We start from the raw sequence: 22,255 nt of genomic DNA, 5'->3' as shown, positions 1-22,255 counted from the left end.
TTATCTCCGGGCTTGCCCCAGGAAGCGGGCTTCCTTGGACAGGGTGATGTCTGAGTCTTCCAGCGCCTCGATGCGCAAGCCAATGGCTTCGCTGGGAGCATCGAGGGCGCCGCTTGGGACGGCAAGCTGCAGCGGCAGGGTGGTGCTGGAGCCGGCAGCGATGGAGACGGTATCGTCGCCGATCAGGTAAATCCCATCCAGCCCGGTCGGCACGATGCGATAGCGGTGCGCTTCGTCGTCCAGGTTGCGGATATGCAGCGTATAGAAATTGGTGATGTCGCCGTCCTGCGTCAAGCTGTAAAGCTGGTTGCGGTCACGCTCGATGTCGACGTCCAGTGGTAGACGATCGGCCACGGTCCAGGCGAACAGGCCAAGCATGATCACCAGTGCCGCCAAATAACCGAGCAGACGTGGACGCAGAATGTGCGTCTTGCGGCCCTCCAGGGCATGCTCGGTGGTGTAGCGTATCAGCCCGCGTGGGTAATTCATCTTATCCATGACACTGTCACACGCGTCGATACAGGCTGCACAGGTAATGCATTCGTATTGCAGCCCGTTGCGAATGTCGATGCCGGTGGGGCAGACCTGCACGCACAGGCCGCAATCGATGCAGCCACCGATGCCCTCGGCACGCGGATCGACCGTTTTCTTGCGCGCGCCGCGCGGCTCGCCGCGTGCCGTATCGTAGGATACGACCAGCGTGTCCTTGTCGAACATCACCGCCTGGAAACGGGCGTAAGGGCACATGTAGATGCACACCTGCTCGCGCAGCCAACCGGCATTCAGGTAGGTAAAGACGGTGAAGAATCCGACCCAGAACAGTGCCCAGCCGCTGACGTCGAGCGTGGCGAAATCGGCCACCAAGCCGCGAATCGGAGTGAAATAGCCGACGAAGGTCAGACCCGTCGCGAAAGCGATCAGTAACCACAGGGCGTGCTTGGCTCCCTTGCGGCGGGCCTTGCTGCCGGTCATGGCCTGCTTGTCGAGCTTCATGCGCTGGTTGCGAGAGCCCTCGGTGATGTGTTCCACCCAGATGAACAGCCAGGTCCACACGCTTTGTGGGCAAGTGTAGCCACACCACACGCGACCGGCGAAGACGGTGATCAGGAACAGCCCGAAAGCGCAGATGATCAGCAGCCACGATAGCAGCATGAAGTCCTGTGGATAGAACGTCGCGCCGAAGATATGAAAAGCGCGCGAGGGCAGGTCGAACAGCACGGCCTGACGATCGCCCCAGTAGAGCCAGGGGATGCCGAAATAAAGCGCCATCAGCACCCAGTTGGCGCTGCGCCGGAGTCGCTGGAAGAGTCCCTTTATCTCGCGTACGTAGATGTGCTTGCGGCGAGCGTACATATCCTGGGATACGCTGCGCTGAGGGTCGTGGGTCCCCACGACTGGGGCCGGGGTCACGTCCCGGAGCGGAATCTTGTCCGTCATGAAGCCACCAAAGGGTCACGGTGAGGCAGGCGCCAGGGGCAGGGAGCGCTTTCTTGCGTACGCTTCTCTTGCTGATGAAATTCTAGCGCTTCGGCGCGGGGGAAAGGACCGGGTGCGACTGCCGGACGCACCCGGGGAAGGTCAATTGGAGAGGCTGTAAATGTAGGCGGCGACGAGGTGGACCTTGTCTTCGCCGATGTAGGCAGCCTGCGCCGGCATATGGCCGTTGCGGCCGTTGCGCAGCGTCTCGAGCACCGACTCCAGCACCGGCTGGCCGGGCTGTCGATACAGCCAGACATCGTCGGTCAGGTTGGGGGCGCCAATAGCGTGGATCCCCTTGGCGTCCTGCCCGTGGCAGGCCACGCAGGCGGAAGTGAATATCGCTTCGCCCTGGCTGGCGCGCTCGGCGTCGTGCTCGGTATCGGACAGGCTCAGCACGTAGTGGGCGACATTGCGCAGGTTCTCGTCGCCGAGTTGCTGCCAGGCCGGCATCAGGCCATTACGCCCTTCGGCGATGCTGGTCGTGATGGCTTCGGGCGTTCCGCCGTAGAGCCAGTCGTCATCGGTATTGTTGGGAAAGCCGTAGCCACCCTGCGCATTGGAGCCATGGCATACCGCACAGTTGTTGAGATAGATGCGCTCGGCCACATGCATGGCCTCGGTATCCTGGGCCAACTCGGGAATCGGGATTTGCTGATATCTGGCGAAGATCGGCGCGTACTGCTCCTGAGCGTAGGCGATTTCTTCTTCCCACTGGTTTTCCTGGGTCCAGCCGAACAGCCCCTTGTAGTTGCCCAGGCCGGGATAAAGCAGCAGGTAGCCTATCGCGAACACGATGGTGCCGATGAACAGCATGAACCACCAGCGCGGCAGCGGGTTGTCGTACTCGTCGATGCCATCGGCACTGTGGCCGGTGGTTTCGACTTCGCCATACTCGTTGGGCTGTTTGTCGGTCTGGCGGTTGGCGAACAGTAGCCACCAGCAGAACACGATGGTGCCCAGGGTGATGACGATGATCCAGACGCTCCAGAAGCCGGAAAGGGAATCACCCCACAAGTTACTCATGAATGCTTGTCTCCCTCATCATGGCGGGACGATGTCTTGTCTTGTGTTCCGCTACGGTCACGGGACTCGGTGGCGTCTTCATCGTCGTCGGCAAACGGTAGACGACTCGCCTCGTCGAAATCCTTCTTGCGGCGTTTGGAGTACGCCCAGAACACGACGCCGAGAAAGGCGATCATGATCAGCAGCGTGGTGATGCCGCGAAACGTTCCGATATCCATGGCTCAGCGTGTGTCCTTGAGTACGGTGCCGAGCTGCTGCAGATAGGCCACCAGTGCGGTGATCTCCTGCTCGCCTCGGACATCTTTGGCAGCGTTGGCGATCTGTTCGTCGGTATACGGCACACCCAGGCTACGCATGGCGCGCAGCTTGTCGGCGGTGTTCTCTCCGGTCAGCGTGCGTTCGAACAGCCACGGGTAGTTCGGCATCTTGGATTCCGGCACCACGTCACGGGGGTTGTAGAGGTGGGCCCGGTGCCACTCGTCACTGTAGCGGCCACCGACACGGGCCAGGTCAGGACCGGTACGCTTGGAGCCCCACAGGAAGGGATGGTCGTACACGAACTCCCCCGCCACGCTGTAATGCCCGTAACGCTCCGTTTCGGCGCGGAATGGGCGAATCATCTGCGAGTGGCAGCCCACACAGCCTTCGCGGATGTAGATGTCACGGCCTTCGAGTTCCAGAGCCGATAGCGGCTTGAGGCCGTCGATGGGCTGGGTGGTTTCCTTCTGGAAGAACAGCGGCACGATCTCGGCCAGGCCGCCGAAGCTGATTACTACCAGGATCAGCACGGCGAGCAAGCCAACGTTCTTTTCTACGATCTCGTGTCTCATCAGTGTCAGGTTCCCCGATTGATCAAGCAGTCTGCGCGACCGGTGCCTGCTCGTGCTCGCTACGCTTCACCGTCTTGTAGACGTTGAAGGCCATCAGCAGCATGCCGGCCGTGAAGAAGCAGCCACCCAGCCAGCGCACGATGTAGCCCGGGTGGCTGGCCTCGAGCGCCTCGACGAAGGTGTACATCAGCGTGCCGTCGGCATTCACCGCGCGCCACATCAAGCCCTGCATGATGCCGTTGACCCACATCGCAGTGATGTAAAGCACGGTGCCGATGGTGGCCAGCCAGAAGTGCACGGCGATGAGCTTCTCGGAATACATGGCCTGGCCGCCGAACAGGCGCGGTATCAGGTGATACATGGAGCCGATGGTGATCATGGCGACCCAGCCGAGGGCGCCGGCGTGGACGTGGCCGATGGTCCAGTCGGTATAGTGGGACAAGGCATTGACCGTCTTGACCGCCATCATCGGGCCTTCGAAGGTCGACATGCCGTAGAACGACAGGGCCACGACCAGAAAGCGCAGGGTCGGATCGGTACGCAGTTTGTGCCAGGCACCCGACAGGGTCATCATGCCGTTGATCATGCCGCCCCACGAGGGCGCCAGCAGAATGATCGACATGATCATGCCCAGCGACTGGGCCCAGTCGGGCAGGGCGGTGTAGTGCAGGTGGTGCGAACCGGCCCACATGTAGGTGGTGATCAGCGCCCAGAAATGCACGATGGAAAGCCGGTAGGAATAGATGGGGCGTTCGGCCTGCTTGGGAACGAAGTAGTACATCATGCCCAGGAAGCCTGCGGTCAGCAGGAAACCGACGGCATTGTGTCCATACCACCATTGGGCCATGGCATCGATGGCGCCGGCATAGGCGGAGTAGGACTTCATGGGGCCAACCGGAACCTCGGCCGAGTTGACGATATGCAGTACGGCAACGGTCAGGATGAATGCGGCGTAGAACCAGTTCGCCACATAGATGTGTGGCGTCTTGCGCTGCTTGATTGTGCCGAGGAAGACGATGGCATAGGCCACCCAAACCAAGGTGATCAGGATGTCGATGGGCCATTCCAGCTCGGCGTATTCCTTGGAGGTGGTATAGCCCATCGGCAGCGTAATGACCGCCAGCACGATGACGGCCTGCCAGCCCCAGAACGTGAAGGCGGCCAGGCCATCGGAAAACAGGCGTGTCTGGCAGGTTCGCTGGACGACGTATAGAGAGGTTGCCATCAGTGCCGAGCCGCCGAAGGCAAAGATGACGGCATTGGTATGCAGCGGGCGCAGTCGCCCGAAGCTCGTCCAGGGCAAGCCAAAGTTCAGCTCAGGCCAGACCAGCTGTGCAGCGATGAAGACACCTAGGGCCATGCCTATGATGCCCCATACAACGGTCATGATCGCGAACTGCCGAACTACCTTGTAATTGTAGGTCGGGTGTTCAAAGGTTGTGCTCATGTCAGGTTCCCATCGAACGCGGTGGTGGGGAGACGTCCCGAAAGGCATTTTGCCTTGGGTTGACCGCCCACATGATGATGCAGGTCAAGGTGCTGACGATTCTATCTCAGCCTACCTCAACCTGGGTAAGCCGGACCCACCGGTTGCGACGAAAGCATAGGGAGAAAATGCCATACAGCGAACACAATGGCTGGCGCCAAGCGACGCTTGATGATGTGACCGATGCGCTGCTCGACGAGCGGGATACCCGCCTATTCATCGAAGGGATAGGTCCTCTGGAAAAGCGCGGTGACGCGAAGAAAGGCCGGCTGCTCATGGCGCACGGTGCCGGGGCCGGGCAGGATTCGAAGTTCATGCAGGCCTTGCGAGAATCCCTGGCGCGCAATGGCGTGCAGACGTTGTCGATCGAGTTCGCCTATATGCAGCGAATCCGTCGGGAAAATCGTCGGCGTCCGCCGCCAAGTGTCGAACGCCTCGTCGAGGAAATGATCCAGTGGTGCAGCATCCTGTCACATCGCGAATTGCCGCCCCTGTGGCTGGGAGGCAAGTCGTTGGGCGGGCGGGTTGCCAGCTTGGTTGCCGCTCGCCAGGACGTGGCCGGCCTGGCCCTGTGCGGCTATCCCTTTCATCCGCCGGGCAAGCCGGACAGGACACGCCTGGCGCACTGGCCAGGGATCGCCTGTCCGGTTCTGGTGCTGCAGGGAACGCGCGACCCCTTCGGGACGCGGGATGAGGTCGAAGGCTACGACCTGCCGGGCAACGTACGGGTCACGTTTCTCGAGGACGGCGAGCACGATTGGAAACCCCGCAAGGCCTCGGGACTGACCCAGCAGCAATTGATCGACCGGGCTGCCGTCGGCGTGGCCGCCTTCATGGCAGCAAGCCGATGAATTCGAAACGGAAAACTTATTGTCGGCTGCAGAGGAAAAGCGTTGACATTACTCCGTGGCCCTGTAGAATGCAGCGCCACGTGACCGAGGGTGGTTAGCTCAGTTGGGAGAGCACCAGCCTTACAAGCTGGGGGTCACTGGTTCGAACCCAGTACCACCCACCATCGCCTTTGGGCATGGCTCGTGCACGTAAAGTCGGAAATATCGTGGACCGGTAGTTCAGTCGGTTAGAATGCCGGCCTGTCACGCCGGAGGTCGCGGGTTCGAGTCCCGTCCGGTCCGCCATTTCCAACCGGTATTGCCTGGCAATGCCAAAAATCAGTCGCAAGTTCCGTATCGATGCGCATGGCACGATACAGTGTCGCGGACCGGTAGTTCAGTCGGTTAGAATGCCGGCCTGTCACGCCGGAGGTCGCGGGTTCGAGTCCCGTCCGGTCCGCCATCTTGTCTGGTTTCGTATTACCTCGATAGTTGGGTGGTTAGCTCAGCCGGTTAGAGCACCAGCCTCACATGCTGGGGGTCACAGGTTCGAGTCCTGTACCACCCACCACACGGACCGGTAGTTCAGTCGGTTAGAATGCCGGCCTGTCACGCCGGAGGTCGCGGGTTCGAGTCCCGTCCGGTCCGCCATTATCGATACGATTTCAACCCCGAGCCAAATGGCTCGGGGTTTTTCGTTTACGCCTCGCCTGGGCGGGCATGGCTGGTGAGCCAGGCATCGACCAGAGGGTAGACCTCGGTAGCGGCCTGGGGGTGCGTCAGCATGTCCAGGTGGCCGTAGTCACGTGTCTGGCCGGCCGAGATACCCAGCCGGACGAGACGCTGGACGTGGGGACCGCACTCCTGGGCAAAGCGGGCCACGTCGTCCGGATGCCCCAGCGCTCGATCGTTGGTGCCTGTCAGGTGCAGGGTCGGAGGCAGCCCGCCGGACGCCAGTGCGGATGAATAGTCGAAGCCGTCGCGTGCGTCGATCCACGCGGAAGCCTTCACCCAGGCGACTCCTTGGCGATGACTGCCTGCATACTCGTCGTCGCTTCCCCAGCGCAGGGCGCGTGCCGGAAGATATCCGCAAAGCCGCCGGGCGACCGGTGCGACGCCTTTCCACATCAGGTCGATGTACAGCAATCGCTGCCACGTCCAGCTACGCACGCTGCGTTTCGTGCCGAAATAGGCCTGGCTGATGATCCTGTCGCGCAGCTGCGGATAGCGTCCCAGGCTCGAGGCAACCAGCACGCCGCCCCAGGAGTGGGTGACGACGTGCAACCGACGGGCATTGGCCAGGGCCAGGCATGCCTCGATCGTGGCGGGGATCTCCTCACGGATGACATCCGTCTGGTCGAGAGTAACACCGCGTGCCGGCCTCGGCGGTGCCTCGTGTCGGCCGCGCTGATCGGCAACGAAGACATCGTAACCCTGGTTGGCCAGCCAGGGAGCCAGGCCCTTGCCGGAGCGGCTGTAAAAAATGCGGCCAGATTCGATCGCGCCATGCCAGCACAGGACGACGCCCCGGCAGGGCGACGTCGGGCGAAAGCGGGTGACATGGACTGCCCCTTGGTTCAGGGCGGCCTCATGGCGTTCGGGAGTGGCACTCATGTGTGGTTGCCCTCTGTAATTCGTTCAAGGGATTGTGTCTCGTGGTGCCTACGCTACACTTGGCGATACAATCATACACTTGTTTGAATCAGCCGCTAGCGAGGCGACCGTGACCGCTTACCCCTCCCTGTTCCGCCCCCTGACGCTGGGTCACATTACGTTGCCCAACCGTATTCTCATGGGATCCATGCATACCAATCTGGAAGAGGCCCCGAACGGGTTTGCACGGCTGGCGGCCTTTTACGCCGAACGCGCCAGGGCGGGCGTGGCGCTGATCGTCACCGGTGGCATCGCTCCCAACCCGGAAGGGGCGGTCTTTCAAGGGGCGGCCAAGCTGACCACGGACGAGGAGGCCGACCGGCACCGAGCGGTGACCGAGGCAGTGCATGCCGAGGGCGGACACATCTGCCTGCAGATCCTGCATGCCGGGCGTTATGCCTACTCGCCCGACCTGGTCGCGCCCTCGGCTCTCCAGGCGCCGATCAATCCGTTCGTGCCGCGCGAACTGCGTGGCGAGGAGATCGAGCGGCAGATCGACGACTACGTGCGCTGCGCCCAGCTAGCGCAGCAGGCAGGCTACGATGGCGTCGAAGTGATGGGCTCGGAAGGTTACTTGATCAATCAGTTCGTCTGCCGGCGCACCAATCGACGTGAGGACCACTGGGGCGGCGAGTTCGCCAACCGCATTCGCTTTCCTGTGGGAATCGTACGGCGTATCCGGGCAGCGCTCGGCGAGGATTTTCTGATCATCTTCCGCCTGTCGATGATCGATCTGGTCGAAGAAGGCAGTACCTGGGATGAAGTGGTGGCATTGGGTCGCGCCATCGAGGCGGCGGGCGCCAGTCTGATCAATACCGGTATCGGCTGGCACGAGGCGCGTGTACCGACCATCGTCACCAGCGTGCCGCGTGCGGCATTCACCGAGGTGACCCGGCGCATGAAGGCCGAACTGTCGATCCCGTTGATCACCACCAATCGCATCAATATGCCGGATGTCGCCGAGCGGGTGCTGGGCGACGGCCATGCCGACATGGTCTCGATGGCGCGTCCCTTTTTGGCCGATCCCGGGTGGGTGCGCAAGGCCGAGACCGGGCGCGCCGACGAGATCAATACCTGCATTGCCTGCAACCAGGCCTGTCTCGACCATACCTTCCAGGGCAAGTTGACCTCCTGCCTGGTCAATCCACGCGCCTGCCACGAGACGGAATTGGTCATCGAGGCCGCGACAACGCCCAAGACCGTTGCCGTGGTCGGTGGCGGTCCGGCGGGGCTGGCCTGCGCTGTCACGGCGGCCGGCCGGGGCCACCGCGTCGTGCTTTTCGAGCGTGGCGACGAATTGGGTGGACAGTTCAACTATGCGCGACGGATTCCCGGCAAGGAGGAGTTCGACGAGACGCTGCGCTATTACCGAGTGATGCTCGATCGTCATGGCGTCGAGGTGCGTCTGAACACGCCGGCCGATGTCGAGGCTCTGAGAGGCTTCGACGAGGTCGTACTGGCGACCGGCGTACGCCCACGCCGGCTCGATCTGATGGGTAGCGACCATCCCAAGGTCATCGATTACCCGACGGCAATCCGCCATCCCGAGCGTATCGGGCGGCGGGTGGCTCTCATCGGTGCCGGCGGTATCGGCTTCGACGTGGCCGAGCTGCTTTCCCATGCCGGGCATCCGGCGCTGGAACCGTCGGCCTGGTATCGCGAGTGGGGGGTGGACTTGGCGGTGTCCCAGGCTGGAGGGTTGATGGCGCCGGCCATGCCGCAGGTGGCTCGCCAGATATTTCTACTGCAACGCAAGGCCTCGAAGCCCGGCAAGGGGCTGGGCACCACGACCGGCTGGGTGCATCGGGCATCGTTGCGTCACCGGGGTGTCGAGACGCTGGCGGGATGCGAGTATCTGAAAATCGACGATCAGGGATTGCATGTGCGCATCGATGGCGAAGAGCGAGTGCTGGACGTCGATCATGTGGTGGTCTGCGCCGGTCAGGAGTCGGTCGTCGATCTGGCCGAGCCGCTGCGTGACGCCAAGGTGTCGGTGCATGTCATCGGCGGGGCGCAGCTCGCTGCGGAGCTGGATGCCAAGCGGGCCATCGACCAGGGGACGCGTCTGGCGGCATCGCTGTGATTCGTGCTGCGACTTTCGTCCACGCCAGACGGTGATAGACTGCATTGGGGTGCGTGATCCGCGCCCTGCCTGCGGCGCTGGCGGCCACCGCCGCCGCGCACCGAGGAGCGGCGACGGCATCCGGTCGCTGCAGCGAACAACAAGAGAAAGGAAACCTCATGTCCCCCTATTGCTCTCCGCGTTTTCTGGCCAGCGACAACACTTCCGGCATCTGCCCCGAGGCCCTGGACTATCTGCTCGAAGCCAACGCCTGCGACGATCTCGCCTATGGCAACGATAGCTGGACCCAGCGGGCAACCGACCGCTTCCGCCGCCTGTTCGACTACGACTGCGAGGTCTTCTTCGTCTTCAACGGTACGGCCGCCAATTCGCTGACCCTGGCTGCCATGGGACAGAGCTATCACAGTGTGATCTGTCACGAGCTGGCGCATATCGAGACCGACGAATGCGGTGGGCCTGAATTTTTCTCCAACGGCGCCAAGCTGCTCACCAGCGCAGGAAGGCACGGCAAGCTCAATGCCGAAGGCATCGAGCAATTGGTGACCCGGCGCAGCGATATCCATTATCCCAAGCCCAGGATCGTGTCGATCACCCAGGCCACCGAGGTCGGTACCGTCTACGATCGCGAGGAGCTGCTGGCGATTCGCACCGTGGCCGATAAGTACGACCTGCGCGTGCACATGGACGGCGCACGCTTTGCCAATGCCTGCGCAGCGCTGGAGGCCACGCCGGCGGAGCTGACCTGGCAGGTCGGCGTCGATGCGTTGTGCTTTTCCGGTACCAAGAACGGTTTGCCGATGGGCGAGGCAGTGGTGTTCTTCAACCGCGAACTTGCCGAGGACTTCGATTATCGCTGCAAGCAGGCCGGGCAGTTGGCCTCCAAGATGCGCTTCATCGCCGCCCCCTGGCTGGGCCTGCTGGAAACCGGTGCTTGGCTGAGCAATGCCAAGCACGCCAACGCCATGGCTCGTTACCTCGCTGAAGGGCTGCGTGACCTGCCCGGTGCCGAGCTGATGTTCCCCACCCAGGCCAACAGTGTCTTCGTGCAATTGCCGCCGCCGGTGCTGGCGCAGTTGCGCGAACGAGGCTGGACCTTCTATACCTTCATTGGTGCCGGAGGGGCGCGTTTCGTCTGCGCCTGGAACACTACGCTCGAGCTATTGGATACCCTGCTGGCGGACATTCGTCAGGCTCTCGACGCCGTTTAAATCGTTTCGTTACATAACTTCCTTATTTGCCATGGCGAACCATCGCGACGCCCGGCGCTCTTAGCTTTAGACGAGGGCGTCATGGGGTTGCGTTGAATGCTCGCGGTTAGCACTCCCCCTTCTGACGATTTATCCGTCTACGCTGATAAATACGCCAGCCCGGAAACCCCAGACTGTTTGTCTTGCGACCGGGGGTCGCGATCCAAGGAGGCCTCAATGAGTATCTTCGATCACGTGCAGAACCGATATGAGAAGGTTCAGCAGGAAGAAATGAGTCTTCAGGAGTACCTGGAGTTGTGCCGTTCGGATCCCGCTGCCTACGCTTCGGCACCTGAACGCATGTTGAAGGCCATTGGCGAGCCCGAGGTGATCGACACCGCCAAGGACCCGCGTCTGTCCCGTATTTTCACCAACAAGGTCATCCGTCGTTATCCGGCCTTTTCCGAGTTCTACGGCATGGAAGAGGCCATCGAGCAGATCGTGGCGTATTTCCGGCATGCCGCTCAGGGGCTCGAGGAACGCAAACAGATCCTCTATCTGTTGGGACCGGTCGGGGGCGGCAAGTCGTCTCTGGCCGAGCGACTCAAGCTGTTGATGGAGCGGATACCGTTCTATGCCATCAAGGGCTCACCCGTCTATGAATCGCCGCTGGGCCTGTTTTCGCCCGAGGAAGACGGCGAGCTACTCGAGAAGGAATACGGGATTCCGCAGCGTTATTTGAAGAGCGTCATGTCGCCATGGGCGGCCAAGCGCCTCAAGGAGTACGGTGGCGACATTTCCGAGTTCCGTGTGGTCAAGCTGTATCCGTCGCGTCTCAATCAGATCGCCGTGTCCAAGACCGAGCCGGGCGATGAGAACAATCAGGATATTTCCTCCCTGGTGGGCAAGGTCGACATTCGTCAACTCGAACTTTATTCCCAGGACGACCCGGACGCCTACAGCTTTTCCGGTGGCCTGTGTAAGTCCAATCAGGGGCTGATGGAGTTCGTCGAGATGTTCAAGGCACCGATCAAGGTGCTGCATCCCTTGCTGACCGCCACCCAGGAGGGCAACTACAATCCCACCGAGGGGATGGGTGCGATTCCCTTCGACGGCATCATTCTTGCGCACTCCAACGAGAGCGAGTGGCAGCAGTTCCGCAACAACCGCAACAACGAGGCCTTCCTCGACCGCGTGTACATCGTCAAGGTGCCTTACTGCCTGCGGGTTTCGGAAGAGATCAAGATCTACAAGAAACTGCTCGAGCATTCATCGCTCGATCAGGCACCGTGCGCCCCCGACACGCTGCGCATGCTGGCGCAGTTCTCGGTCCTGTCGCGTCTCAAGGAGCCCGAGAACTCGAGTATCTATTCCAAGATGCGCGTCTATGACGGCGAGAACCTCAAGGATACCGATCCCAAGGCCAAGTCGATTCAGGAATATCGCGACGCCGCTGGGGTCGACGAAGGCATGGATGGATTGTCCACACGCTTTGCCTTCAAGATCCTGTCCAAGGTATTCAACTTCGACACTCACGAAATCGCCGCCAATCCGGTGCATCTGCTCTACGTTCTCGAACAACGGCTCGAGCAGGAGCAATTGCCCAAGGAAGTCCATGATCGCTACCTGCGTTTCATCAAGGAATTCCTGGCGCCGCGCTATGTCGACTTCATCGGCAAGGAGATCCAGACCGCCTATCTCGAGTCGTACAGCGAGTACGGTCAGAATATCTTCGACCGTTACGTCACCTATGCCGATTTCTGGATTCAGGATCAGGAGTATCGCGACCCCGAGACCGGCGAGCTGTTCAATCGCCAGTCGCTCAATGAGGAGCTGGAAAAGATCGAGAAGCCGGCGGGTATCTCCAATCCCAAGGACTTCCGGCACGAGGTAGTCAACTTCGTGCTGCGGGCCCGGGCGCAAAACAACGGCATGAATCCCAGCTGGCAGTCCTACGAGAAACTCAAGGGCGTCATCGAGAAGAAGATGTTCGCCAATACCGAGGAGCTGTTGCCGGTCATTTCGTTCAATGCCAAGGCCTCTGCCAACGATCAGCGCAAGCACGAGGATTTCGTGGCGCGAATGGTTGATCGCGGATATACCGAAAAGCAGGTCCGTCTGCTTTCCGAGTGGTATCTGCGCGTTCGCAAGTCCCAGTAAGCGAGCTGGGGCCGGATCAGGGCGGAGCGGGCCTTCATGGCCGCTCCGCGTCCCGCGGCGCATCCTGCGCAGGGGAGGTGCTAGACATGAGTTATTTCATCGACCGTCGTCTGAATGCCCGCCACAAGAGCGAGGTGAACCGGCAGCGGTTTCTGGATCGTTATCGTACGCACATCAAGCGTTCCGTGGAGGAAGCGGTCAACCGGCGCTCGATCACCGATATGGAGCGCGGCGAGAAGGTGTCGATACCGGCGCGCGATATTTCCGAGCCGGTGTTCCAGCATGGCCAGGGTGGACAGCGCACCATCGTCAGTCCCGGCAACAAGGAATTCGTCGAAGGGGATCGCCTCAGGCGTCCCGGTGGGGGAGGCGGTGGCGGTGGTGCCGGTGAGGGTAGCGCCTCCAACCAGGGCGAAGGTGCCGACGAGTTCGCCTTCTCGCTGACTCGCGAGGAGTTTCTCGATTTCGTGTTCGACGGCTTGGAGCTGCCGCACCTGGAGCGCAAGCAGCTGGTCGATGTCGAGGAGGTGCGTCCGGTACGTGCCGGTATTTCCCGGGAGGGCGTGCCGGCACGCATGAACATCGTGCGTTCGATGCGCGAGGCCCAGGCACGGCGAATCGCCATGCGCGCGCCGATCCGGCGTGCCCTGCGCGAGGCGATGGAAGCCCTCGAAGCCGAGGAACGCAAGGACCCGGTGCTGCGCAATCCTGCGCGTATTGCCGAATTGAAGGCGGAGGTCGAACGGCTAGAGAAACGTCTCGAGTCCGTTCCCTTCATCGATACCTACGACCTGCGTTACAACAATCTCGTCAACCAGCCGCAGCCTTCCAACAAGGCGGTGATGTTCTGCGTCATGGACGTGTCGGGATCGATGACGCAGTCGCACAAGGACATCGCCAAGCGTTTCTTCCTGCTGCTGTATCTGTTCCTGGAGCGCAACTACGAAAAAGTGGAGCTGGTCTTCGTGCGTCACCACACGGCGGCCAAGGAAGTCGACGAGGAGGAGTTCTTCTATTCTCGCGAAACCGGCGGCACCATCGTTTCCAGCGCGCTATCGCTGGTCGACGAAATCGTGCAGGACCGTTATCCCGCGGCACAGTGGAATCTATACGTTGCGCAGGCCTCCGACGGCGACAACTGGGATGACGATTCAACCACCTGCCGCAAGCTGCTGGCCCAGTCGTTGATGCCGCGGTTGCAGTACTACACTTACGTCGAAATCACGCCCCACGCGCACCAGGCACTGTGGGAAGAGTATGAGAGCGTCCAGGCCGAATTCCCCGAGCGTTTCGCCATGCGGCAGATCGTCGAGGCGGGGGATATCTATCCGGTCTTTCGCGAGCTGTTTCGGCGTCGCGTCAAACAGTGAGCTCTGGCATGAACGGGCCCTGGCGGGCGCTGAGTGTGCCGGTCCGGCCCGAAAGGAGACAGCATGACCAAGCGTACCCCGATTGCTACCGGCTCCGATTGGAACTTCGAGATCATCACCGACTATGAGCGCGAGATCGCTCGGTTGGCCGACGAGTACCGGCTGGACACCTATCCCAACCAGATCGAGATCATCACTTCCGAGCAAATGATGGATGCCTATGCCAGCGTGGGGATGCCGGTGGGTTACCATCACTGGTCGTTCGGCAAGCAGTTCATGGCCGTCGAGCAGGCTTATCGGCGTGGACAGATGGGGCTGGCTTACGAATTGGTGATCAATTCCGATCCGTGCATCGCTTATCTCATGGAAGAGAATACGCTGATGATGCAGGTTCTGGTCATGGCGCATGCCTGTTATGGCCATAACTCCTTCTTCAAAGGCAACTATCTGTTCCGCACCTGGACCGATGCGTCGGCCATCGTCGACTATCTGGTCTTCGCCCGGAAATACGTCTCCGAATGCGAAGAGCGGCATGGGGTCACAGCCGTCGAGCAGTTGCTCGATGCCTGTCATGCCCTGCAGAACTATGGGGTCGATCGCTACAAGCGGCCCTCGCCGATTTCGGCGGAGGAAGAGGCGAGGCGGCAGGTCGAGCGCGAGGCCTATCTGCAATCTCAGATCAACCTGCTATGGCGAACCATTCCCACTCCACAGGAGCATAGCGAGGCGCTGGGGGACGATGACGAGGAGGATCCGTTGGGCCTCCATCAGCAAGGGCGCTATCCGGCCGAGCCTCAGGAGAACCTGCTCTACTTCATCGAAAAGAATGCGCCGCTATTGGCACCTTGGCAGCGTGAAATCGTCCGCATCGTCCGCAAACTGGCGCAGTATTTTTATCCTCAGCGCCAGACCCAGGTGATGAACGAAGGTTGGGCCACGTTCTGGCACTACACGCTGATGCATCGTATGTACGATGAGGGGCTGGTCGACGAGGGCTTGATGCTGGAGTTTCTGCAGTCCCATACGGCCGTGGTCAACCAGCCGGAGTTCGATAGCCCCTACTACAACGGCATCAATCCCTATGCGTTGGGGTTTGCCATGTTCAGCGACATCAAGCGTATCTGCCAGGAGCCGACCGACGAGGATCGACAGTGGTTCCCCGACATGGCGGGCAGCGACTGGCTCGAGACGCTGCATTTCGCAATGCGTAACTTCAAGGACGAATCCTTCATTCAGCAATTCCTGTCGCCCAAGGTGATGCGTGACCTCAAGCTATTCTCACTGGTCGATGACGACCGCGACGAGATGCTGACCATCGAGGCGATTCACGATGAACGCGGCTACCAGCGGATTCGCGAGGCGCTGTCGACACAGTACGCCCTATCGGTACGCGAGCCCAACATTCAGGTCTGGGAAGCCAATATTCGCGGCGATCGATCATTGATCCTGCGCCACGTACAGGACCGGCGGCGGCCGCTGGCCAAGAGCGTTTATCCGGTCATGCGTCACTTGCATCAGCTATGGGGCTTTCCGGTGAGATTGGAGTCGCAGGAAGGCGAAGAGATCGTGCGGCGCTATCAATGGCCGCTACCCGAGCATGACGGTGAGCGAGGCTGAACAGAGCTTGCAACGCAAAGCGCCGGCATCTGCCGGCGCTTTGCGTTGGGTTTCAAGTCAGCCGATCAGGGCTGCTTGGTCCAGGACTGGCACCAGCCCTCGGGCGCCACGCTGTGTTGCGGGAACAGTTGGCACCCGTCGTTGGCTTCCTTGAAGAACATGCAATTGGCGCAGTGCTCGCCTGGCGAGAACGCCGGATGATCACTGGCCTGCTGGGCGTCAGTGACATAGTTGAGCGCCTTGGCCTGGGGGTTCTCCGGATCGAGAGGGGGAAGCTCCTGCGCCAAGACGCGTTGGGAGAGAATGCCGGCACCCAGTGGCAGGGCGGCGAGCCCCAGTAGGCTGTGTCGTATGAAGTCGCGACGACTTTGCTTGGCCATGGTGTCTCCTTGAGTTGTGGTAGTTATGCCGATCACGGGTATGTATGGACGGTTTTCCGTCTCTATCTGCGTGTCGCTGCGGAGCGATGCCTGTAGCGACCGGTCGAAGTGCGCTACCCTCCGACTCTTCTATCCTAGTGTAAGCGGGGCCTTGTCCACTATGGCCCCGTTTGCTGTGTGGCAATCCGTCGCGGTGTTATCGGTCGGGAAAGCAAGGAGATGGCATGCATTACACGATTTTCTCGAGTCCGCTGGGCGAGCTGCTGCTGGCAGGTGACAAGCGCGGCCTGCGGCGCCTGTGTTTTCTCGATGAAAAGTCGCCGTTGGTCGAGAGGGACCAGTGGCAACGCGATGACGACTCGTTGGCGGAGGCGCGCGAGGAAGTGCTGGCTTACCTGGCTGGGCGCCGCCGCAGCTTCAATGTCGACGTGGCGCCCGAGGGGAGTGAAGCCCAGCGAGAAGTCTGGGCGGCAGTGATGCGCATTCCCTATGGGCAGACGCGAACGTATGGCGAGCTGGCCCAGCGCCTGGGACAGGGCAAGCCTGTGATTGCCGTGAGCAGTGCCAGCGCCGCCAACCCGCTACCGATCTTGATCCCTTGCCATCGGCTGGTCGCTGCCCGGGGAATCGGCAGCTACAGCGGCGGGGGAGTCCTCAAGCAACGGCTGCTCGACATGGAAAGTGGCGCTGCCGCCCTGCAGTGACATGCTCTGTACCGGCCAGGGCTGATATACTGGCCGCCACGTCAGCTCAGGAGTCGAACGATGCAGAACGCCGTGATTCTGATCAATGCCGAAAAAGGCCAGATCCAGGCCGTCGCCCAGCGCCTGGCTGAGGTGGACGGGATCAGTGAAGTCTATTCGACCTGCGGTCGCTATGACCTTGTGGCCATTGCCCGCACTCGTGATTTCGAGTCGCTGGCGGAGCTAGTTACCGTCCGCCTCATGAAGGTCGAAGGGATACGCGACACCGAGACGCTCAATGCCATGCAGGTCCATTCCCGCCATGACCTGGAAACCATGTTCAGTGTCGGGCTCTGACCCGGCCAAGCGTTTGCCGCTTTTCCTTGCCTGCCCGGGCCATTGCCGGTCAGGTTAACGTCGCTCTTGGATAGTCCTGCACGCATGATATCTTCCTTGCCGTTCGTCCGGCGCCAAGTGCGCAATCTGGGCGTTTCCCTACTGTTCGTGATGGTCGCCAGCGGCTTGTGGTACTGGCAGGAGCAGGATGTCAGGGATCGCCTGAGCTGGATGGGGGTAACCACCTGGGACGAGCCCGGGCTGACCAATTTTCACCGCGTCTTGCGCAATGAAGGCGTGCTGATCGGTTGGTCCGATGTGCGCGTCAATCCATTATGGGTCAGCTATCGCCTGCATCGCGTCGATGATGCAAGAATCGGTTCACGGCCCGATTTCCGCCGGGATTGGCGAACGCTATGGCCGGTCATGCCCGACAGCTATTTCGGCAGCGGTTACGATCGTGGCCATTTGGCGCCGAACTATGCGATTGCCCGGGTGCATGGTGCCGAAGCGCAGCGCGACACCTTCCTGATGTCGAACGTCTCGCCGCAACGGCCCGACCTCAACCGGCGGCTCTGGCAGCGTCTCGAGGAGGTGGTGATCGATCACTTCGTGCCGCGCTTCGGTGCGGTGCAGGTGATCACCGGGCCGGTCTTTTCAACGGACTTCCTCGCCAACGTTTTCAACCGGGTCGGTCTGGTCGAAGTGCCCCAGGCGTTCTACAAGATCGTGGTGGTTCCGGGTGAACGGCCCAAGGCACTGGCCTTCCTGATGCCGCAGACGGTCCAGGGCAACGAACCCTTGGATCGTTTCCTGGTCAGCATCGACGAAATCGAGGCGCGTACCGGGCTGGATTTCTTCCCCTTGCTACCCGATAACGTCGAGAACGTACTCGAGGGAAGCATTCGCTCCGAAGGATGGGCGCTGGACAAGGTGGCTAGGTTGCCGTCGCGTTATTGAGGCGCAGTTGGAGACGAAAAAGCAAGCCGTAAAAAGCGAGGTTGTCGTCAAGCTGACGTGCGACATCGGCGCGTGTGGATAAAGCGGGAAGGGCTAAAGACAACCGAAGCGTGGTGTCCAGAAAAGGACTCGAAGCTTTACGACAATGGGGGGCTGCTACCTGAAACTAACGCGTCCAACAATTGCGTCGCCTGGCGCATGCGGGAAACCGTGCAGTAGAGATGATGCGAGAATGGTGCCCAGGAGAGGACTTGAACCTCCACGTCCGTAAGGACACTAGCACCTGAAGCTAGCGCGTCTACCAATTCCGCCACCTGGGCGCATCATCGTCATAGGCTCATGTTCGCGTGGTGCCCAGGAGAGGACTTGAACCTCCACGTCCGTAAGGACACTAGCACCTGAAGCTAGCGCGTCTACCAATTCCGCCACCTGGGCGAACATGAGAATCTGGCTGTGCCAGGGTGGGGCTTTCGCCCCGACGCTTCACGTAATACCGTAGAAGCATCGATTTGGTGCCCAGAAGAGGACTTGAACCTCCACGTCCGTAAGGACACTAGCACCTGAAGCTAGCGCGTCTACCAATTCCGCCATCTGGGCAAGTGGCCACGCATCTTACCGATTTTGCGTGGGATTGCAAGAGGGCAAGCGGTATGGGTAGAAGAAAAATCGGCACGGGATGCCCATGGTTGGGTCGTTATGCACAGGGGGTTATACTGCAGGCATGATTTACTGCCCTCAATTCGCCCCACGCCCGCTGCCGCTCGCCCATTCTATCTACAAGGAAGCACGACAACGATGAACCATTGGACGTTAAGCGACGATCCGAATGCGGAACGTGAAGCTCACAAGTACGACAAGCCGGTGCCCAGCCGGGAGTACCTGCTCGAACGGCTCGAGGAGTATGGCAAGCCCATCACTCACGAAAACATGAGCCGTATGCTGGGCCTGGATGACGAGGACCAGATGGAGGCGGTGCGCCGTCGCCTGGCAGCCATGGAGCGCGACGGCCAGGTGCTGCGTAACCGGCGCGGTGCCTATGCGCTGATCGACAAGCTCGATCTGATCAAGGGGCGGGTACTCGGTCACCGCGACGGGATCGGTTTTCTGATCCGCGACGACGGCAAAAAACCTGACCTGGTGATTCCGCCTCGGCAAATGCGTCGGGTCTTCCATGGCGATCATGTGCTGGTGCGCGTCAGTGGACGCGATCGCCGTGGGCGCGACGAGGCCACCATCGTCGAGGTGCTGGCCCGCAATACGCAGACCCTTGTCGGCATCTACCGCGAGCGTTCCAGCGAGTTCGGCCTGTTGATTCCCGAGAACTCGCGTATCGCCCAGGAAATCATCATTCCCAACAGTGCCACTGGTGGGGCCCGTGACGGGCAGATCGTCTCGGTACGCATCACCCAGCAGCCCGAAACTCGCATCCAACCCACCGGCGAGGTGGTGGAAGTGCTGGGCGAACGCATGGATCCGGGGATGGAGATCGACATCGCCATTCGCAGCCATGACATTCCCGCCGAGTTTCCGCCCGAGGTCGAAGCCGAAATCGCCGGTATGTCGGCGGAGGTCGTCGAAGCCGACAAGCGGCATCGTATCGATCTGCGCGATTTTCCGCTGGTCACCATCGATGGTGAGGACGCCAAGGACTTCGACGATGCGGTCTGCGCCTGGAAGACGCGCTCGGGCAGTTGGAAGCTGATCGTAGCGATCGCCGACGTCTCGCATTACGTGCGTCCGGGCACGGCCCTGGACGAAGAGGCGCATGTCCGCGGCAACTCGGTGTATTTTCCGGGACAGGTCGTGCCGATGCTGCCCGAGCTGCTCTCCAATGGCCTGTGTTCGCTCAATCCCGAGGTCGACCGCCTGACGCTGGTTTGCGAGATGAACATCTCCAAGTCCGGGGCCATCAGCCGCTACAAGTTCTACGAGGCGGTAATACGCTCGCATGCGCGCCTGACCTACACCCAGGTCGGCGAAATGCTGGAGTCGCCGGATAGCCCGGAAGGGCAGGAGCTCTGCCAGCGTTACGAGTCGCTGGTGCCGTCGCTTAAAAACCTGCACGAGCTTTACAAGCTGTTGCGCCTTTCCCGCGGGGAGCGCGGCGCGATCGATTTCGAGACCACCGAAACCCAGATACTGTTCAATAGCGAACGCAAGATCGAGACCATCGTGCCGCGGTCGCGCAACGATGCCCACAAGCTGATCGAGGAGTGCATGCTGGCCGCCAACGTGGCGACTGCGCGTTTCCTCGACAAGCACGATCTGCCGGCGCTGTACCGTATCCACGAACCGCCTGCACCCGAACGCCTCGACAAGCTGCGTCTGTTCCTCAACGAGTTGGGGCTGACGCTGGGCGGCGGCGACGATCCGACCCCGCAGGATTATCAGCAGTTACGCGAAGTGATCAAGGATCGCCCCGATGCCGACATCATCCAGACGGTAATGCTGCGCTCGATGAGTCAGGCAGTCTATTCGCCGCATAACGAGGGGCACTTCGGGCTGGCCTATCCGGCCTATGCGCACTTCACCTCGCCGATTCGCCGCTACCCCGACCTGCTGGTACACCGTGCCATTCGCTCGGTGATCCGTGGGCCTCGGCAAACCTCAACCGTACAGCGTGCCGAGGGTGCGCCGGTGGAGAAACCGAGCAAGTGGTGCCCGTACACCTTCGAGCAGATGGTCGAGCTCGGCGAGCACTGCTCGATGACCGAGCGGCGCGCCGATGACGCTACCCGTGACGTGACTGACTGGCTCAAGTGCGAGTTCATGTCCGACAAGGTCGGTGAGGTCTTCGAAGGTACCATCGCCTCGGTCACTCAGTTCGGCATTTTCGTGCGCCTCGACGAGGTCTATGTGGAAGGCTTGGTGCATGTCACCTCCCTGCCTTCCGATTACTATCACTACGAGGCCGAGAAGCACCGCCTCAAGGGCGAGCGCGGCGGCATTTCCTACCGCCTGGGCGATGGAGTGACGGTGCAGGTCGCACGGGTCGATCTCGACGAGCGCAAGATCGATTTCGAACTGGTCGGCGACATGCCGCGCAAACAGCGCCAGCCGCGCAAGCCCAAGGCCAATGCCGAGGGGGATCGCAGCGACAAGAATGACAAGGGGGCAAAGCGCCCACGCCGCCGTCGCCCCAGACCCGGCCGTAAGGAGCGTGATCAGAGTGGCGACAACAACAAGTCTCGGCGTAGCGGAAAGCCGGGCGGGGAGCGTTCATGAGTCGCAATGGCGCCGCGCGACCGCGTCATAAGTCTCCGGCCGGGCGCGGCAAGTCGAATTCGACTCGACGGTCATCCTCGGTCAGCGTGCCGGGCGGGCTGGATAGCGTATTCGGTGTGCATGCCGTGCGTGCCTTGTTGGCACGGGGCGAAGCTCCGCGTGAGCTATGGATCCAGGAAGGCCAGGCCGGTTCGCGTCTGGAGGAGCTGGTCGCCGAGGCTCGCGATGCCGGGGCTCACCTGGTGATGCAGCCGCGCGAGGTGCTCGACGAGCTGGCGGGGGAGGCTGCGCACCAAGGCGTCATTGCGTTTTGTCCGCCGCTGACCGTACAGAGTGAAGAGGCGCTAATGCTGCGTCTGGGTGCCTGGCAGCAGTCCGAGCCGCCGCTTCTGCTGGTGCTGGACGGCGTGACGGACGTGCACAATTTCGGTGCCTGTCTGCGTAGTGCCGATGCTGCCGGCGCCCATGGCGTCATCGTTCCCAAGGACAAGGCTGCCCCGCTCAACGCGACGGTACGCAAGGTGGCCTGCGGGGCCGCCGAGAGCGTGCCCGTCTATCAGGTCACCAACCTGGCCCGCGCCATGCAGCGTCTCAAGGACGCCGGGGTGTGGATCACCGGCACTGCAGGCGAAGCCGAGGCCGGCCTGTTCGAAGCCGATTTCACCGGCGCCTGTGCACTGGTCATGGGCGCGGAGGGCAAAGGTATGCGTCGTCTGACGCGCGAGGCCTGCGACGGTCTGGTCAAGCTGCCCATGGCCGGCAGCGTGTCGAGCCTCAACGTGTCCGTGGCCACCGGTATCTGTCTCTACGAGATCGTGCGGCAGCGCGGCCTGGCACGGCCTGCCACGGTGGAATGAGTCTCCCGCCCGGCATTTCTTGCAAGCACGGGGCGCGATCACTACAATTGTGCGGTTCTTCGAACACCCTCACCCAGTAAATCACGACTCCTTGCT

At 61.3% G+C, this 22,255-nt stretch carries 18 protein-coding genes and 8 tRNA genes; 16 read left to right on the top strand and 10 right to left on the bottom strand.

Annotated features, from left to right (window positions below; genetic code table 11):
- The 5 genes from ccoG to ccoN all read right to left on the bottom strand — a co-directional run bounded on the left by ccoG (position 1) and on the right by ccoN (position 4,779).
- Complete coding sequence (gene ccoG, locus MHM84_RS12995) at positions 1-1,437, bottom strand: cytochrome c oxidase accessory protein CcoG (protein WP_239266780.1); 1,437 nt, start codon at positions 1,435-1,437, stop codon at positions 1-3.
- 141 nt (positions 1,438-1,578) lie between these two features.
- Positions 1,579-2,502, bottom strand: coding sequence for a cytochrome-c oxidase, cbb3-type subunit III (gene ccoP / locus MHM84_RS12990; protein ID WP_239266779.1), 924 nt, complete (start codon positions 2,500-2,502; stop codon positions 1,579-1,581).
- Positions 2,499-2,720: a cbb3-type cytochrome c oxidase subunit 3 gene (locus tag MHM84_RS12985; RefSeq protein WP_239266778.1), complete on the bottom strand. Its 222-nt coding sequence runs from the start codon at positions 2,718-2,720 to the stop codon at positions 2,499-2,501. The genes ccoP and MHM84_RS12985 overlap by 4 nt, the downstream gene beginning before the upstream one ends.
- Positions 2,721-2,723: 3 nt before the next feature.
- Positions 2,724-3,332 carry a cytochrome-c oxidase, cbb3-type subunit II gene (ccoO, locus tag MHM84_RS12980; RefSeq protein ID WP_239266777.1) on the bottom strand — a complete coding sequence of 203 codons (609 nt, stop codon included), beginning with the start codon at positions 3,330-3,332 and terminating at the stop codon, positions 2,724-2,726.
- Between the two features lie 22 nt (positions 3,333-3,354).
- On the bottom strand, positions 3,355-4,779 hold the full coding sequence (gene ccoN / locus MHM84_RS12975; RefSeq protein ID WP_239266776.1) for a cytochrome-c oxidase, cbb3-type subunit I: 1,425 nt from the start codon (positions 4,777-4,779) through the stop codon (positions 3,355-3,357).
- Positions 4,780-4,946: 167 nt separating this feature from the next.
- Between ccoN and MHM84_RS12970 the strand changes: the two genes are divergently transcribed.
- From MHM84_RS12970 to MHM84_RS12945, 6 genes are all read left to right on the top strand, one after another.
- Positions 4,947-5,669 carry an alpha/beta family hydrolase gene (locus MHM84_RS12970; protein WP_239266775.1) on the top strand — a complete coding sequence of 241 codons (723 nt, stop codon included), beginning with the start codon at positions 4,947-4,949 and terminating at the stop codon, positions 5,667-5,669.
- 88 nt (positions 5,670-5,757) lie between these two features.
- Positions 5,758-5,833, top strand: a tRNA-Val gene (locus tag MHM84_RS12965).
- A 44-nt stretch (positions 5,834-5,877) separates the two neighbouring features.
- Positions 5,878-5,954, top strand: a tRNA-Asp gene (locus MHM84_RS12960).
- 80 nt (positions 5,955-6,034) lie between these two features.
- Positions 6,035-6,111, top strand: a tRNA-Asp gene (locus MHM84_RS12955).
- Positions 6,112-6,142: 31 nt separating this feature from the next.
- Positions 6,143-6,219 (top strand) — tRNA-Val (locus MHM84_RS12950).
- A gap of 3 nt (positions 6,220-6,222) precedes the next feature.
- Positions 6,223-6,299: transfer RNA gene (locus MHM84_RS12945), tRNA-Asp, on the top strand.
- 48 nt (positions 6,300-6,347) lie between these two features.
- On the opposite strand, the gene MHM84_RS12940 is transcribed toward MHM84_RS12945, so the two are convergent.
- A complete protein-coding gene (locus MHM84_RS12940; protein ID WP_239266774.1) occupies positions 6,348-7,262 on the bottom strand; it encodes an alpha/beta fold hydrolase in 915 nt (304 codons plus the stop codon).
- A 109-nt stretch (positions 7,263-7,371) separates the two neighbouring features.
- On the opposite strand from MHM84_RS12940, the gene MHM84_RS12935 reads away from it, so the two are divergent.
- The 5 genes from MHM84_RS12935 (at position 7,372) to MHM84_RS12915 (ending at position 15,718) form a co-directional block, all read left to right on the top strand.
- Entirely contained in the window at positions 7,372-9,384 is a 2,013-nt protein-coding gene (locus tag MHM84_RS12935; RefSeq protein WP_239266773.1) for an NADPH-dependent 2,4-dienoyl-CoA reductase, read from the top strand.
- A gap of 158 nt (positions 9,385-9,542) precedes the next feature.
- The gene (locus tag MHM84_RS12930) at positions 9,543-10,592 is read left to right on the top strand and encodes a low specificity L-threonine aldolase (RefSeq protein WP_239266772.1); all 1,050 of its coding nucleotides are present in this window, start codon (positions 9,543-9,545) and stop codon (positions 10,590-10,592) included.
- A gap of 216 nt (positions 10,593-10,808) precedes the next feature.
- A complete protein-coding gene (locus MHM84_RS12925) occupies positions 10,809-12,731 on the top strand; it encodes a PrkA family serine protein kinase (protein WP_239266771.1) in 1,923 nt (640 codons plus the stop codon).
- Between the two features lie 86 nt (positions 12,732-12,817).
- Positions 12,818-14,101, top strand: coding sequence for a YeaH/YhbH family protein (locus MHM84_RS12920; RefSeq protein ID WP_239266770.1), 1,284 nt, complete (start codon positions 12,818-12,820; stop codon positions 14,099-14,101).
- Positions 14,102-14,164: 63 nt separating this feature from the next.
- Positions 14,165-15,718, top strand: coding sequence for a SpoVR family protein (locus tag MHM84_RS12915; RefSeq protein ID WP_239266769.1), 1,554 nt, complete (start codon positions 14,165-14,167; stop codon positions 15,716-15,718).
- Between the two features lie 65 nt (positions 15,719-15,783).
- Here MHM84_RS12915 and MHM84_RS12910 read toward each other — a convergent pair whose 3' ends face one another.
- Positions 15,784-16,098, bottom strand: coding sequence for a high-potential iron-sulfur protein (locus MHM84_RS12910; protein ID WP_239266768.1), 315 nt, complete (start codon positions 16,096-16,098; stop codon positions 15,784-15,786).
- A gap of 224 nt (positions 16,099-16,322) precedes the next feature.
- Here MHM84_RS12910 and MHM84_RS12905 point away from each other — a divergent pair, with 224 nt between their 5' ends.
- From MHM84_RS12905 to MHM84_RS12895, 3 genes are all read left to right on the top strand, one after another.
- On the top strand, positions 16,323-16,802 hold the full coding sequence (locus MHM84_RS12905) for a methylated-DNA--[protein]-cysteine S-methyltransferase (RefSeq protein WP_239266767.1): 480 nt from the start codon (positions 16,323-16,325) through the stop codon (positions 16,800-16,802).
- Positions 16,803-16,862: 60 nt separating this feature from the next.
- Entirely contained in the window at positions 16,863-17,138 is a 276-nt protein-coding gene (locus MHM84_RS12900; protein ID WP_239266766.1) for an Lrp/AsnC ligand binding domain-containing protein, read from the top strand.
- 84 nt (positions 17,139-17,222) lie between these two features.
- Positions 17,223-18,077 (top strand): DNA/RNA non-specific endonuclease, encoded by an 855-nt coding sequence (locus tag MHM84_RS12895; protein WP_239266765.1) that lies wholly within the window; start codon positions 17,223-17,225, stop codon positions 18,075-18,077.
- Between the two features lie 233 nt (positions 18,078-18,310).
- Here MHM84_RS12895 and MHM84_RS12890 read toward each other — a convergent pair.
- From MHM84_RS12890 to MHM84_RS12880, 3 genes are all read right to left on the bottom strand, one after another.
- Positions 18,311-18,397 (bottom strand) — tRNA-Leu (locus MHM84_RS12890).
- Between the two features lie 28 nt (positions 18,398-18,425).
- Positions 18,426-18,512: transfer RNA gene (locus MHM84_RS12885), tRNA-Leu, on the bottom strand.
- A 75-nt stretch (positions 18,513-18,587) separates the two neighbouring features.
- A tRNA-Leu gene (locus MHM84_RS12880) sits at positions 18,588-18,674 on the bottom strand.
- 198 nt (positions 18,675-18,872) lie between these two features.
- On the opposite strand from MHM84_RS12880, the gene rnr reads away from it, so the two are divergent.
- Both rnr and rlmB read left to right on the top strand, forming a co-directional pair.
- Complete coding sequence (gene rnr, locus MHM84_RS12875; RefSeq protein WP_239266764.1) at positions 18,873-21,302, top strand: ribonuclease R; 2,430 nt, start codon at positions 18,873-18,875, stop codon at positions 21,300-21,302.
- On the top strand, positions 21,299-22,159 hold the full coding sequence (rlmB, locus tag MHM84_RS12870) for a 23S rRNA (guanosine(2251)-2'-O)-methyltransferase RlmB (protein WP_239266763.1): 861 nt from the start codon (positions 21,299-21,301) through the stop codon (positions 22,157-22,159). The genes rnr and rlmB overlap by 4 nt, the downstream gene beginning before the upstream one ends.
- Positions 22,160-22,255: the final 96 nt, after the last annotated feature.

This window comes from Halomonas sp. McH1-25, assembly GCF_022348165.1.
Taxonomy (GTDB): Bacteria; Pseudomonadota; Gammaproteobacteria; order Pseudomonadales; family Halomonadaceae; genus Modicisalibacter.
The sequence above is the reverse complement of the archived record's forward strand: the minus strand, read 5'-3'. Positions and strand labels throughout refer to the sequence as shown.